The sequence below is a fragment of the Burkholderia plantarii genome (assembly GCF_001411805.1).
GTDB classification, from domain to species: domain Bacteria; phylum Pseudomonadota; class Gammaproteobacteria; order Burkholderiales; family Burkholderiaceae; genus Burkholderia; species Burkholderia plantarii.
In genome coordinates this window covers 3,027,216-3,040,984 of sequence record NZ_CP007213.1, presented here as the reverse complement: position 1 = coordinate 3,040,984, position 13,769 = coordinate 3,027,216, and the positions used below count along the sequence as shown (strand labels likewise).

8 protein-coding genes are annotated in these 13,769 nt (G+C 69.7%); 1 reads left to right on the top strand and 7 read right to left on the bottom strand.

Annotated elements, in window-relative coordinates; translation table 11 throughout:
• Nucleotides 1-180: 180 nt before the first annotated feature.
• Nucleotides 181-594 carry a DoxX family protein gene (locus bpln_RS29580; RefSeq protein WP_042628681.1) on the top strand — a complete coding sequence of 138 codons (414 nt, stop codon included), beginning with the start codon at nt 181-183 and terminating at the stop codon, nt 592-594.
• Nucleotides 595-811: 217 nt separating this feature from the next.
• Here the strand turns inward: bpln_RS29580 and bpln_RS29575 are convergent, their stop codons facing one another.
• From bpln_RS29575 to bpln_RS38505, 7 genes are all read right to left on the bottom strand, one after another.
• On the bottom strand, nt 812-2,104 hold the full coding sequence (locus bpln_RS29575; protein WP_055140816.1) for an MFS transporter: 1,293 nt from the start codon (nt 2,102-2,104) through the stop codon (nt 812-814).
• Between the two features lie 250 nt (nt 2,105-2,354).
• Complete coding sequence (gene narI / locus bpln_RS29570) at nt 2,355-3,038, bottom strand: respiratory nitrate reductase subunit gamma (protein ID WP_055140815.1); 684 nt, start codon at nt 3,036-3,038, stop codon at nt 2,355-2,357.
• Nucleotides 3,035-3,796, bottom strand: a complete 762-nt coding sequence (gene narJ, locus bpln_RS29565) for a nitrate reductase molybdenum cofactor assembly chaperone (RefSeq protein ID WP_055141269.1) — start codon at nt 3,794-3,796, stop codon at nt 3,035-3,037. Before narJ ends, narI begins: the two co-directional genes overlap by 4 nt.
• Before the next feature lie 80 nt (nt 3,797-3,876).
• A complete protein-coding gene (gene narH, locus bpln_RS29560) occupies nt 3,877-5,415 on the bottom strand; it encodes a nitrate reductase subunit beta (protein WP_042628678.1) in 1,539 nt (512 codons plus the stop codon).
• Complete coding sequence (locus bpln_RS29555) at nt 5,412-9,203, bottom strand: nitrate reductase subunit alpha (RefSeq protein WP_055140814.1); 3,792 nt, start codon at nt 9,201-9,203, stop codon at nt 5,412-5,414. Before bpln_RS29555 ends, narH begins: the two co-directional genes overlap by 4 nt.
• A 524-nt stretch (nt 9,204-9,727) precedes the next feature.
• A complete protein-coding gene (locus bpln_RS29550; protein WP_055140813.1) occupies nt 9,728-10,996 on the bottom strand; it encodes an isoprenylcysteine carboxylmethyltransferase family protein in 1,269 nt (422 codons plus the stop codon).
• Nucleotides 10,997-11,084: 88 nt separating this feature from the next.
• Complete coding sequence (locus tag bpln_RS38505) at nt 11,085-13,202, bottom strand: collagen-like triple helix repeat-containing protein (protein WP_082465482.1); 2,118 nt, start codon at nt 13,200-13,202, stop codon at nt 11,085-11,087.
• Between the last annotated feature and the right edge of the window lie 567 nt (nt 13,203-13,769).

Here is a 13,769-nt window from a genome sequence, read left to right as displayed (position 1 = left end):
GCGTGGCACGGCCGGCCCCGGGGTGGCCCGACCCGGCCCATCGTGTTTCGTTATTGATTTGCAGGACTAAGCGGCTGATGATGGCGTGACGCGGGGCCGACCTCGCGTTCCTTGTCTCGAAACCGGGGCCGTCATCGGCGCAATGCGTCATTCGACATCGTCAAACCAAGGATCAAGACCATGCGTTACCTCTCCCTCGACAAACAGAAAGACGGCGTGCTGCTGCTCGCCCGCGTGCTGCTGATGGTGCTGTTCGTGCTGTTCGGCTGGCAGAAACTGACCGGCTTTGCCGGCACCGTCGGCTACATGGCGAGCGTGGGCGCGCCGGCGCCCGAGCTGTCGGCGGTCATCGCGGTGGTGATGGAGTTCGCGGTGGGGCTGCTGATCGTGCTGGGCTTCTACACGCGCCCGCTCGCGCTGCTGCTCGCGCTCTACACGCTCGGCACCGCGTTCATCGGCCATCACTACTGGACCATGACGGGCGCCGAGCACTACGCGAACCTGATCAACTTCTACAAGAACGTCAGCATCGTCGGCGGCCTGCTCGCGCTGACCGTGACCGGCCCGGGGCGTTTCTCGATCGACGGCCGCTGAGGCGGCGCGCGGCGGCCGGCCGCGTTCGGCGGGCCGCGCTTGCCGGGCCATATCCATCGGCCCGTACCTGGCGAGTCGCATCCAGCGGGCCGCATTCAACGGGCCACGTTCACCGGCCACGTTCACCGGTCCGCAAGCACCGGTCCGCCACTGTCGGCTAGCTGGCCATCGGCCCGCCCGCGCGATCCCGCGCCGGCGGGCCGCGTCGCGAACGGGCTCAGCGCGCCTCGCCGCCCGTGGGCTGCGCCGCGCCGGTCAGCGGGATGCGTCGCACGCCGGACACGTAGAGCAGGATCAGCGACACCCATACGATGCCGTAGAGCAGCATGAAGCAGGTGGTACGCACGGGGATGAACTCGAGCAGCGCGCCCCACAGCACCGGCAGCAGGAAGCCGCCGAGGCCGCCCGCCAGCCCGACGATGCCGGTCACCACGCCCATGCTGTCGGGGAAATCGTCGGCGACGTACTTGAACGTGGAGGCCATGCCGAACGCGAACACCACGCCGAGCACGAAGGTCAGCGCGACGAAGCCGGCGAGCGGCATGGCGATGCGCAGCTGCGCGGTGCCGTCGATGGTGTGGATCACGAGATCGGTGGCCGGATACGACAGCAGGAACAGGCAGACCCAGGCGATCCACAGGCCGCGCCAGGTCACCGAGTGGGCGCCGAAGCGGTCCGACAGCGCGCCGCCGAGCGCGCGCAGCACCGAGCCCGGCAGCGAGAAGCCGGCCGCGAAGGCCGAGGCGGCCACCAGCGAGATGCCGTATTCGCGCGTCAGGTACTGCGGAATCCAGAGCGAGAGCGCCGTGAAGCCGCCGAACGTGACCGAGTAGTACTGGCAGAGCCGCCAGACGCGCGGGTCGCGCAGCGTGCGGAACGAGGCGACGAGCGAGCCGCCCTTCGCGCCCGCGCCCGGGTCGCGCGCCGCGGCGAACCAGAAGATCACCGCCGTGACGAGCAGCGCCACCGCATAGGCGCGCGGCACGAAGCGCCAGCCGTAGGCCGCCTCGAGCGACGGCGTGACGAACAGGTTGACGGCCGCGCCCACCGTGCCCGCGCCGAAGAAACCCATCGCGAAGCCGCGCCGCTTGGGCGGGAAGAAGCGCGCCACGTAGGGCGTGCCGACCGCGAACGAGGCGCCCACGCAGCCGAGGAACAGGCCGATCACGAGGAACTGCCAGAGCTGCGTCGCATAGCTGATGCCGTACACCGGCACCGCGCACACCACCAGCAGCGTGGTCATCACCACGCGCCCGCCGAAGCGGTCGGTCCAGATGCCGAGCGGCAGGCGCATCACCGCGCCCGTCAGCACCGGCGTGGCGGTCAGCAGGCCGAATTCGAAGTTGTTGAGGGCGAGGTCGGCGCGCAGCTGCACGCCGAGCACGCCGAACATCATCCAGACGACGAAGCAGACCATGAACGCGAGCGTGCTCGCGAAGAGCACCGACCATGCGCGCAGCGGGATCGTCTGCGCATCCGGGGACGAGCCGGCGTTGAGTTGACGAGTCATACACGACACTCCGTGTGGTTGAGGCGAGGTTCGCCAGGCCGCCGCCGCGCCCGCGACGTATTCGCGGCGCGGCGGCCGGCGTGGATTCGGGTACTGCGGATTCGGTCGAGGTGGATTCGGCCGGCGCGACGATCGCGGCGCCGCACCGCCTGCACCGCCAGCAACGGTGGCCCGCGCCGGCCGCGAGGCCGCGGGCGGGCCGCCGCGCACGCGCCGGGAGCGAACCGGGGCCGGACGCGCATGCCCGTGCTCAGCGCTTGCGCACGAGCTGGTAGGGGCGCAGCAGGTAGCCGAGCGAGGCGATGCCGCTCCAGATGTGGACCATCCGCGTGAACGGCGAAACCAGGAAGATCGTGAAGCCGAGCAGGATGTGGAGCCGGTAGGTGAGCGGCACGCCGGCGAGCAGGTTCGCGGCGTCGGGGCGAAACGTGACGATGCCCTTCACGTAGTCGGTCAGCTGGACGAACATCGCGCCGTCCATGTGGCGCGTCGACAGTACCACCGTGCCGAGCCCGAGCGCGAGCTGCGCCCACAGCATCAGCACGATCAGGACGTCGCGATGGCGGCTGTGGTGGCGCACGCGGGCGTCGCCGAGCCGGCGCGCGATCAGGATCGTGATGCCGACGAACGCGGCGAGGCCGGCCGTGCCGCCGCCCACCATCGCGATCAGCTGGTGCTGCGAGGCCGACAGGAACGGCGAGACGAGCCAGTGCGGCATCAGGAAGCCGGCGAAATGCCCGACCACCACCACCAGCACGCCCCAGTGAAACAGGTTGCTGCCCACCCGCAGCGCGCCGCGCCGCAGCAACTGCGACGAGTCGCTCTTCCAGGTGTACTGGTCGCGATCGAAGCGGATCAGGCTGCCGACGAGCAGCACCGCGAGGCAGAGATACGGATAGATGCCGAACAGGAAGTAGGTCGAATAGGCGCTCATGATTGTCCCCTCGAGGAGGATCGGATCGGGTCGTGGCCGGCGGCCGGCCGCCGGGCGTGGAAATGGATCGGCTGCGTGTCGGGTTCGGCGGCGCACGGTCCCGAGGTGGGTTCGCCGCCGGGTGCCGGCTTCGGCGCCGCGGCTCCCGCGCCGCCGAAGCGCACCGGCGCGTCGGCATGGGACGCATCGAGTTCGTGCAGATCGGCCGGCGTTGGCGGGGCCGCCGCGTCGTCCACGGGCGCGTCCGGCGCGGGCGGCACCTGCCCGGGCGCGATGCCGGCCAGCGGCAGCAGCGCGCCGAGCACGAAGCCGTAATGGCTGCCGCGCCTGGCCAGCTGCCGCGCCAGCGCGAGCAGGATCGCGGCGGTCTCGCCGAGCAGCGCGGCCGCCTCCGGCGCCGGCAGCCGCGACAGATATTCGAGGAACACCGGCAGGTAGTCGGGCAGTTCGCCGGGGTTCAGCGACAGCCCGTGGCGCTCGTAGGTCTGCAGCAGGTCCACCATCGCCTGGCCGCGGTCGCGCGATTCGCCGTGGACGTGCTCGAACAGATGCAGCGAGGTGGCGCGCCCGTGATCGAACAGGCCGACGTGGTTCTCCTGCAGCGTCAGCAGGTCGTGGCCGCGCAGATAGGCGTGAAAGCGCGCGAGGCCGGCCAGGCTGGCGGCCGTGGCCGGTAGCGCGCCCAACTGCTCGCGCAGGCAGGCGTCGATCGAATCGAGCGCGTCGAGCAGCGCCGCGTCGGGATAGTCGAGCAGCATCGACAGCGCCGCGTAGGTGATGGACGGCACGGCGACGGCAGGCTCCGCGCTGGAACGCCCGGCGCTGGAAGGCAGCGGGTTCATGGCGTCACCTCGCGGATCGGGATCGTCTGGCGCGGCTTCGCCGAGCCGAACAGGCCGGTGCCGGAGCGCCCGTCCGAGCAGCCGTTGCCGAACGAGAAGCCGCAGGCGGCCCGCAGGTCGAAGGTGTCCTCCGCGTATTCGCGGTGGCTGCTCGGGATCACGAAGCGATCCTCGTGGTTGGCGATCGCGAGGTAGCGGTACATCTCCTCGACCTGCGCGACCGACAGGCCGGCCTGGTCGAGCACGGCGCGCGCGTCGGCGTCGCTCGCGCCGTCCACGTGGCGCGCGCGCATGAAGCCGCGCATCGCCAGCAGCCGTTCGAGCGCGAGCTTCACCGGCGCCTCGTCGCCGGCCGTCAGCAGGTTCGCCAGATAGCGCAGCGGAATGCGCAGCGCGCCGACGTCGGGCAGCAGGCCGTGCATGCCGAGCGTGCCGCCGCTGGCGGCCGCGTTGATCGGCGAGAGCGGCGGCACGTACCAGACCATCGGCAGCGTGCGGTATTCCGGGTGCAGCGGGAACGCGATCTTCCAGTCGATCGCCATCCGGTGGACGGGCGAGCGGCGCGCCGCGTCGAGCCAGGCGGCCGGCACGCCGTCGCGCTCGGCCTGCGCGATCACGAGCGGATCGTGCGGATCGAGGAACACCGAGAGCTGCGCCTCGTAGAGATCGGTTTCGTGCTCGACGGCGGCGGCCTCGCCGATCCGGTCGGCGTCGTAGAGCAGCACGCCGAGGTAGCGGATGCGGCCCACGCAGGTTTCCGAGCAGACGGTCGGCTCGCCGGCCTCGATGCGCGGATAGCAGAAGATGCACTTCTCGGCCTTGCCGCTCTTCCAGTTGTAGTAGATCTTCTTGTACGGGCAGCCCGACACGCACATGCGCCAGCCGCGGCACTTGTCCTGGTCGATCAGCACCACGCCGTCCTCCTCGCGCTTGTAGATCGAGCCCGACGGGCACGACGCGACGCAGGCCGGGTTCAGGCAGTGCTCGCAAAGCCGCGGCAGGTACATCATGAAGGTGTTCTCGAACTGGCCGTAGATCTCCTTCTGCACGGCCTCGAAGTTCGCGTCGCGGGCGCGCTTCTCGAACTCGCCGCCGAGGATCTCCTCCCAGTTCGGGCCGCCCTCGATCTTCTCGAGCCGCCGGCCGCTCACGAGCGAGCGCGGCCGCGCCACCGGCGGCGCGCTGGTGGGGCCGGCGTCGTGCAGGTGCGCGTAGTCGAACGTGAACGGCTCGTAGTAGTCGTCGAGCTCGGGCAGGTCGGGGTTCGCGAAGATCTTCGCGAGCACGCGCAGCCGGTTGCCGCCGCGCGGCGTGATGCGGCCGTCGGCGTGACGCTGCCAGCCGCCGTGCCAGCGCCGCTGGTTCTCCCATTCGTCCGGATAGCCGACGCCGGGCTTGGACTCGACGTTGTTGAACCAGGCGTACTCCACGCCTTCGCGGCTCGTCCAGACGTTCTTGCAGGTGACCGAGCAGGTGTGGCAGCCGATGCATTTGTCGAGGTTCAGCACCATCGCGATCTGGGCACGGACTTTCATCGCGTTTCTCCGGCAGGCAGGTCGGCCGTGGCGGTTTCGCCATCGAGCCAGTCGATACGATTCATCTTGCGCACGATCAGGAATTCGTCGCGGTTCGAGCCGACGGTCCCGTAGTAGTTGAAGCCATACGAGAGCTGCGCGTAGCCGCCGATCATGTGGGTCGGCTTCAGCGCGACGCGCGTGACCGAGTTGTGGATGCCGCCGCGCGTGCCGGTGATCTCCGAGCCCGGCACGTTCACGATCTTCTCCTGCGCGTGGTACATCATCGCCATGCCGGCCGGCACGCGCTGGCTCACCACGGCCCGCGCGCACAGCGCGCCGTTGGTGTTGAAGCACTCGATCCAGTCGTTGTCGGCCACGCCGAGCGCGCGCGCGTCGTCCTCCGAGATCCAGACGATCGGGCCGCCGCGCGAGAGCGTCAGCATCAGCAGGTTGTCGGTGTAGGTGCTGTGAATGCCCCACTTCTGGTGCGGCGTGAGGAAGTTCAGCGCGCGCTCGGGGTTGCCGTTTGGGCGCGTGCCGAGCAGGTCCTGGTAGCTGCGCGTGTCGACGGGCGGCTTGTAGACGCACAGTGATTCGCCGAACGCGCGCATCCAGGCGTGATCCTGGTAGAGCTGCTGGCGGCCCGACAGCGTGCGCCACGGAATCAGTTCGTGGACGTTGGTGTAGCCGGCGTTGTACGAGACGTGTTCCGATTCGATCCCGCTCCAGGTCGGCGACGAGATGATCTTGCGCGGCTGCGCCTGGATATCGCGGAAGCGGATCTTCTCGTCGGCGCGCGCGACGGCCAGGTGCGTGTGGTCGATGCCGGTGACGGCCGACAGCGCGCGCCATGCCTTCATCGCGACTTCGCCGTTGGTTTCCGGCGCGAGCGAGAGGATCACCTCGGCCGCGTCGATCGCAGTGTCGATGCGCGGCCGGCCGCGCGCGGCGTCGGCGTCGGCGGCCGTGGCGGAAGCCGTCGGCGCGGCGGCGGTGCGCCGGTTCAGTTCGCCGAGCAGCGCGACCTCGTCTCGCGTGTCCCAGCCGATGCCCTTGCCGCCGTTGCCGAGCCGGTCCATCAGCGGGCCGAGCGAGGTGAAGCGCCGGAACGTGGCCGGATAGTCGCGTTCGACCACCGTCACGGCCGGCATCGTGCGGCCCGGCACCGGTTCGCATTCGCCGCGCTTCCAGTCGCGCACGTCGTGCGGCTGCGCGAGCTCGCCCGGCGAATCGTGTGCGATCGGCGCGAGCACCACGTCGCGCTCCACGCCGAGGTGGCCTTCGCAGAGTTCGGAGAAGCGCCGCGCGATGCCCTTGAAGATCTCCCAGTCGCTGCGGGCCTGCCAGGCCGGATCGACGGCCGCCGACAGCGGATGGATGAACGGATGCATGTCGGACGTGTTCATGTCGTCCTTCTCGTACCAGGTCGCGGTGGGCAGCACGACATCCGAGTAGAGGCAGGTGGTGGACATCCGGAAGTCGAGCGTGACGAGCAGGTCGAGCTTGCCGCGCGGCGCCTCGTCGTGCCACTTCACCTCGCCCGGGCGTGTGCCGCCCGTCGCGCCGAGGTCCTCGCCCTGCACGCCGTGCGTGGTGCCGAGCAGGTGCTTGAGGAAATACTCGTGGCCCTTGCCGGCCGAGCCGAGCAGGTTCGAGCGCCAGACGAACAGGTTGCGCGGGAAGCTGGCGGGCGCGTCGGGATCCTCGCAGGCGAGCCGCTGCGTGCCCGCCGCGAGCTGCCGCGCGAGTTCGGCGCCGGCCTGGGCCGCATCGCCGAGCGTGGCGCCCACGTGCAGCGGGTTGGCCGCGAGCTGCGGCGCCGACGGCAGCCAGCCCATCCGTTCGGCGCGCACGTTGTAGTCGATCGGCGTGGCATCGAAGCCGTCGCGCTCGACCAGCGGCGAAAGCAGCGCGCGCGGGTCCATGGTGTCGTAGCGCCATTGATCGGTGTGCGCGTAGAAGAACGAGGTGGCGTTCATCTGGCGCGGCGGGCGCGACCAGTCGAGCGCGAACGCTAGCGCGGTCCAGCCGGTCTGCGGCCGCAGCTTCTCCTGCCCGACGTAGTGCGACCAGCCCCCGCCCGACTTGCCGATGCAGCCGCACATCACCAGCATGTTGATGATCGCGCGGTACGACATGTCCATGTGGAACCAGTGGTTGAGCCCCGCGCCGACGATCACCATCGACTTGCCTTCGGTCTGGTGCGCGTTCGCGGCGAACTGCCGGGCCACCGCGATCGCATCCTCGCGCCGCACGCCGGTGATCGCTTCCTGCCAGGCCGGCGTGTAGGGCAGGTCGTCGTCGTAGCTGGCGGCCACGTCGCGGCCGCCGAGGCCCTGGTCGAGCCCGTAGTTGGCGACGAACAGGTCGTAGACGGTGGTCACGAGCATCTCGCCGTCGGGTGTCGCCACGCGCCGCGCGCCGATCCGGCGCGACAGCGTGGAGCCGTGCGAGGTGGGGGCGAAATGCGCGTGCGGCTGGTTGGCGAAGTAGGGGAACAGCACGTCCACCACGTCGTCGTGGTCGATCGTGCAGGACAGCCGCGGCGCGAACGCGGCGCCGCCGGAGGTTTGCTCGCGCAGGTTCCACTTGCCGCGGTCGGCCTCGCCGTCCCTGGCCCAGCGAAAGCCGATCGAGCCGTTCGGCACGACGAAATCGCCGCTCGCCTCGTCGATCATCACGCACTTCCAGTCGGCGCGGTCGGCCTCGCCGAGCGCGCCGTCGAAGTCGCTCGCGCGCGCGAGCCGCTCCGGCACGTAGCCGCCGTCGCGATGCGGCACCAGCCGCACCAGGCACGGCATGTCGGTGAAGCGCCGGCAGTAGTCGAGGAAATAGGCGCTGCGACCGGCGAGGTGGAATTCCTTGAGGATCACGTGGCCCATCGCGAGCGCGAGCGCCGCGTCGGTGCCCTGCTTCGGGTGCAGCCAGAGATCGCCGAATTTCGCGCCTTCCGCGTAGTCGGGGAAGATCGACACGACCTGGGTGCCGCGATAGCGCGCCTCGACCAGGAAGTGCGCGTCGGGCGTGCGCGTCTGCGGGACGTTGGAGCCCCACATCACGATGAACGTCGAGTTGTACCAGTCGGCCGATTCGGGCACGTCGGTCTGCTCGCCCCAGGTTTGCGGCGAGGCGGGCGGCAGGTCGCAATACCAGTCGTAGAAGCTCAGGCACACGCCGCCCAGCAGCGACAGGTAGCGCGAACCGGCCGCGTACGACACCATCGACATCGCCGGGATCGGCGAGAAGCCGGCGATGCGGTCGGGGCCGTGGCGGCTCGCCGTGTCGACGTTGGCGGCCGCGACGAGTTCCTCGATCTCGCTCCAGCCCGCGCGCACGAAGCCGCCGAGCCCGCGGCGGGCCTGGTAGGCGCGCCGCGCCTGCGGGTCCTCGACGATCGCGCGCCATGCCTCGACGGGCGCGAGCGTCGCGCGCTTCTCGCGCCACAGCTTCATGAGCACGCCGCGCACCAGCGGGTACTTGAGGCGATTCGCGCTGTAGAGATACCAGGAGTAGGAGGCGCCGCGCGCGCAGCCGCGCGGCTCGTGGTTCGGCATGTCGGGACGCGTGCGCGGGTAGTCGGTCTGCTGGGTTTCCCAGGTCACGATGCCGCCCTTCACGTAGACCTTCCACGAACAGGAGCCGGTGCAGTTCACGCCGTGCGTCGAGCGGACGATCCGGTCGTGCTGCCAGCGCTTGCGGTAGCCGTCCTCCCAGGTCCGGTCCTCGTCGGTCGATGTGCCGTGGCCCTGGGAGAACGGTTGTCGAGTTGCGGTGAAATACCGCAGGCGATCGACGAAATGACTCATGAAAACCTCGTATGCGGGTACGTTTGCCAGACTTCGCTTGTTGGTTTCGGTTAATGCGAATTCGACGATATAACGAGCGCCGACGGCTCGGCGTTGTGCTCCGCAACAAGACGGGAGATATATCAAAGTTTGATCAATTCGCCAGATTGTGCCGGGATAGATAGACAATCCGTGAAATTGGCGTGACGCCGCGAGCGTGTTTCGACATGTTTTTTTGTATATGGCGACATGCCGATGAATGAATTGGCGTGCGGATTTTTATTCGATTTTTCGAGGGGTGAGGACTTGATGAAATGCGTCGCGGATGAAGAAGCGAAATTCGAGATTGATTGATGTCGCAATTGATTTACATCAGTCAATGATGAGGAAACCGGACGGGGAGCGGACGGAGGCGGTCGCGCGAAGCGAGGCGCGTCGACGCGGCGGCGGGGTGGCGCGCCGCGCCGTGAATGGGGGAGGAAAACGCGGGCGGCCGCCCGCGGATCGACGGCCCGCGCGGAGCGGGCCGTCGCGTGAGCGGCCGGTCAGCCGCCCAGCCGCCGCAGGCGCGCGAGCAACCCGTGCTGCGCGATCCAGTCGGCGTAGGCGCGATAGTCGGGGTCGCGCATCAGGTGGCGCTCCTCGGTCTTCGCGCGCAGGAAGTAGATGCCGTTCACGGCGAGCAGCGCCGCGCAGTGCGCCACCGCCACCTGCCAGCCGAGCGCGCCGACGAACGGCACCGAGATCATCCAGTACGAGAGGTTCTTGGTCAGGTAGGCGGGGTGCTTCGTGAAGCGGTACGGACCGGACGTGATGATGCCGCGGTTCGTCAGGTTCGAGAACCGCAGCCCGAACGAGATCGTCGACATCGCGTAGCAGAGCACCAGCGCGATGATCACCGCGCCCCACGCGAACTGGATCGCCGGGACGTGGGCGAGCCAGTTGTCCCAGAACAGCGTGCCTTCGTAGCGGATGTAGTGATCCGACATCAGCGACCAGAACGGCTGGTAGCAGAGCAGCGCGACGAGCCAGCCGAGCGTGGTCGGCTCCACGGTGCGCACGTGGCTGTCGAGGATCCGGAACGTGCAGAGATAGCCCACCGAGCCGAACAGCAGGTCCATCGTGAACGCCAGCTCGTAGAGGAAGCGGAACGTGGCGAGCGATTGCGGCGCGGCCTGCATCGCCAGCAGCGAGGCGCTCAGGTGGTCGGCGTTGGTCGAGACGTAGACGAACATCAGCGGCAGGAAGAACGCCTTCACGGCCCAGCCCGCCAGCAGCTCGCGCACCGGCGCCCAGCTGTCCGGGCGCTGCTGGCGGAACACGAAGCGCGCCCACGCCAGGTAGGCGTCGTCGACCTCGCGCTGGCGCGTGTCCATCCACGCGAAATAAAGCGGCGTGGCCACCGCGAAGTACGGCGCGAGCATCGCGCAGAGCTGCCAGAACGGCCGGTAGAAATCGCCGTGATACTCGGGCAGCAGCCAGTAGATGAACGCGATGCCGGCATAGATCGAGCCGAGTGCCGCCAGCCGCAGCGCGACGCGCGCGAAGCTGAGCGGGCGCAGCGCGTCGTCGGCGATGCCGGCGCTCGGGCGCAGATACGCGCGCGCGACGAACAGCTCATAGGCGGCGACGACGGCGATGATCGCGAAGCAGGCGGCGAAGCCGCGGCCGGCGCCGCTCAGCAAGGTGCCGTCGCGCGAGAACCAGAGCGTGGCGAGCGCGGCGGCGATGCCGGCCAGGCCGACGCCGAACGGGGTGGCGGAACGGGGCGGCCGGGCCCGGGCGTCGGCGACGCCGTCGATGGTGGAGTTCATGTCATGCCTCGTGATATGACATCTTGCGATGCGGCGGCCGGGCTGTTGGTGTAGGTGTCCGGCCGCCGGGTGCCGCGCGGCGGTTGCGCTACTTCTTGCCGCCGAGTCCGCCGAGCAGGCCGCCCACCAGGTTCGTCACCGGCGAGAGCAGGCCCGTGGAGGCACTGCCCGAGGCCGTGGTGGTGCCGGCCAGCGTGCCGGTGGCGCCGGCGGCCGTGCCTGTCACCGCACCGGTGGCCGTGGTGGTGGCCGAACCGGTTGCGCCCGCAACGGTACCGGCCGCGCCCGTGACGGCGCCCGTCAGCGTGCCGCCCACGCCGGCCGCCGCGCCGCTGGTGCCGCCGAGCGAGCCCTGCACGCCGCCTGTCAGCGAGCCGACCAGGTTCGTGACCGGCGAGAGCAGGCCGCCGAGGCCCGCCGACGCGCCGCCGCTGGCCGAGCCGCCGGCGCTGCCCGACAGGCCGCCGAGCAGGTTCGTGACCGGCGTGAGCAGGGCGCCGAGGCCGGCCACCGGGACCGCGCCCGAGGTCGAGCCCGACGAACTGCTGCCGCTGGTGCCGCTGCTGCTGCCGCCGATCGTGGCGCCGAGGCCGAGGTTCAGGCCGAGCGAGCCGGTCAGGTTCAGCAGCGGCGAGAGCGGATTGGTGGTCGAGCCCGTCAGCAGGCCGCCCGTGTTGGTAACCGTGTTGCCGAGCTGCGTGACCACGTTGCCGAGATCCTTGCCGACCGGGTTGTCGCTGGCGCTGGCCACCGCCGTGCCGGCGCTGCCGAGGCCCGCGCCGAGCGTGCCGAGCAGGCTGTTGACGGGGGCGCCAAGGCCGGTGGCCGTGCCCACCGTCTGGGTCACGCTGGAGACGGCGTTGGTGATCGGGTTGATCAGCGAGCTGACCTGCGTCTCGATCTGTTGCACCGGCGTGCTCGAAAGCGTGGTGCCGAGGCCGGTGCCGACGCTGCCGACCACGCTGCCCACCGAGCTGACGACCGAGCCGAGCGTTTGCGTGACGGGCGCGAGCGGCGCGAGCGGGCCGCCGCCGAGCTGGGCCACCCCGTTGCCGAGCGACTGGACCGCGGTCGCGGCGTCCGACACGAGGTTGGCGGCCGAGCCCAGCGTCGGGCCGAGCGGGTTCGCCGACGTGCCGATCTGGCCGAGGCCGGCCGCGAGCCCGTTGCCGAGCGAGACGACGCCGCTGCCGAGGCTCGACACGGCGCTGCCGACGTTGGCCGTCGTGCCGGCGGCGAGCGGCAGCGAGCTGGCTTCCACGGCCTGGCCGCCGTCGACGACGGTCTGGCCGGTCGCGGTGACGACGTTGCCGAGCTGGGTGACGAGCGTGCCGAGCGGGTTGCTGGCGGTGCCGGAGGTGCCTGAAGTACCCGAGGTGCCTGAAGTCCCGGAGGTACCCGAGGTGCCCGACGTGCCGGAGGTGCCAGACGTGCCAGACGTGCCAGACGTGCCCGAAGTACCGGAGGTGCCCGAAGTACCGGAAGTACCCGAAGTACCGGAAGTACCCGAGGTGCCGGAAGTGCCCGACGTGCCCGACGTGCCCGAAGTACCGGAGGTGCCTGAAGTCCCGGAGGTACCCGAGGTACCCGAGGTACCCGAGGTGCCCGAGGTGCCCGAGGTGCCCGAGGTACCCGAGGTGCCCGAGGTGCCCGAGGTGCCCGAGGTGCCCGAGGTGCCCGAGGTGCCCGAGGTGCCCGAGGTGCCCGAGGTGCCCGAGGTGCCCGAGGTGCCGGAAGTGCCCGAGGTACCGGAAGTTCCCGATGTGCCGGAGGTGCCAGACGTGCCCGAAGTACCGGAGGTGCCCGACGTGCCGGAAGTACCGGAAGTACCGGAAGTACCGGAAGTACCGGAAGTACCGGAAGTACCGGAAGTACCGGAAGTACCGGAAGTACCGGAAGTACCGGAAGTACCGGAAGTACCGGAAGTACCGGAAGTACCGGAAGTACCGGAGGTGCCCGAAGTACCGGAAGTACCAGAGGTGCCGGAAGTGCCTGACGACCCTCCCGACGACCCGCCTGAAGTTCCGCCCGAAGTTCCGCCCGACGTCGTGCCGGAAGTCGTGCCCGAGGTGGATCCCGACGTCGACTGCACGCCGAGGTTGCCGCCGCTCGGCGTCGTCAGCGCGTCGCTGCCGCCGCAGCCTTGCAGGGCGAGCATCGACGATATGCCGACTGCGATCGCGGTTTTGTTGAGTAGCGTGTGCATGGCGTCCTCGCAGAAAAGAGATTTTCCCGAGGGACAAGCTGCAAAAGTCGAGCCATGCTGATCACGCGTCAAGGATGCCGCGATTTGTCGAATTTCCTGCTTTCCGAGACGTGATATCCGGTGAAAGATGCGGATTCCATGGCAAATCGTCAACGGCGGCGGCCCGATGTTCCGGCCGTGCTACGTAACACGCATGACGACCCCGTAACGGTCCGATGCGCGGATGTTGCCGATAACGGAGCCGTCGATCGCAGGCCGCGCTCGCCGATGCGATGCAATGCGATGCAATGCGGCAGGCACGATCGGCGGTCATCCGGCCGCGCCACGCAGGGCGAACCAGGCCATGCGCTCCCGGCCGCTACACCAGCGGACCGACGGCGGGCGAGGCAAGCGCAACGAAAGCGGGGGAGGAAACGAGAGGCGCGGACGCGACGCGGGCGCGACAGGGGAGGCAAGGAGAACGCGCACCCGGCCCCGCGAGCGACACGGAACAGGCACGGGCAAACCGGCTCCGGAGGGAGCCGCGACCCGCACGGCGGCCACTCGCCGCCGCGCCTGATCGCGGCG

Bases quoted from the DNA above. Each gene is read 5' to 3' on its own strand.
- bpln_RS29550 (WP_055140813.1), bottom strand. From the start codon at position 10,996: ATGAACTCCACCATCGACGGCGTCGCCGACGCCCGGGCCCGGCCGCCC.
- bpln_RS29575 (WP_055140816.1), bottom strand. From the start codon at position 2,104: ATGACTCGTCAACTCAACGCCGGCTCGTCCCCGGATGCGCAGACGATC.
- narJ (WP_055141269.1), bottom strand. From the start codon at position 3,796: ATGCTGCTCGACTATCCCGACGCGGCGCTGCTCGACGCGCTCGATTCG.
- narH (WP_042628678.1), bottom strand. From the start codon at position 5,415: ATGAAAGTCCGTGCCCAGATCGCGATGGTGCTGAACCTCGACAAATGC.
- bpln_RS29580 (WP_042628681.1), top strand. From the start codon at position 181: ATGCGTTACCTCTCCCTCGACAAACAGAAAGACGGCGTGCTGCTGCTC.
- bpln_RS38505 (WP_082465482.1), bottom strand. From the start codon at position 13,202: ATGCACACGCTACTCAACAAAACCGCGATCGCAGTCGGCATATCGTCG.
- bpln_RS29555 (WP_055140814.1), bottom strand. From the start codon at position 9,203: ATGAGTCATTTCGTCGATCGCCTGCGGTATTTCACCGCAACTCGACAA.
- narI (WP_055140815.1), bottom strand. From the start codon at position 3,038: ATGAGCGCCTATTCGACCTACTTCCTGTTCGGCATCTATCCGTATCTC.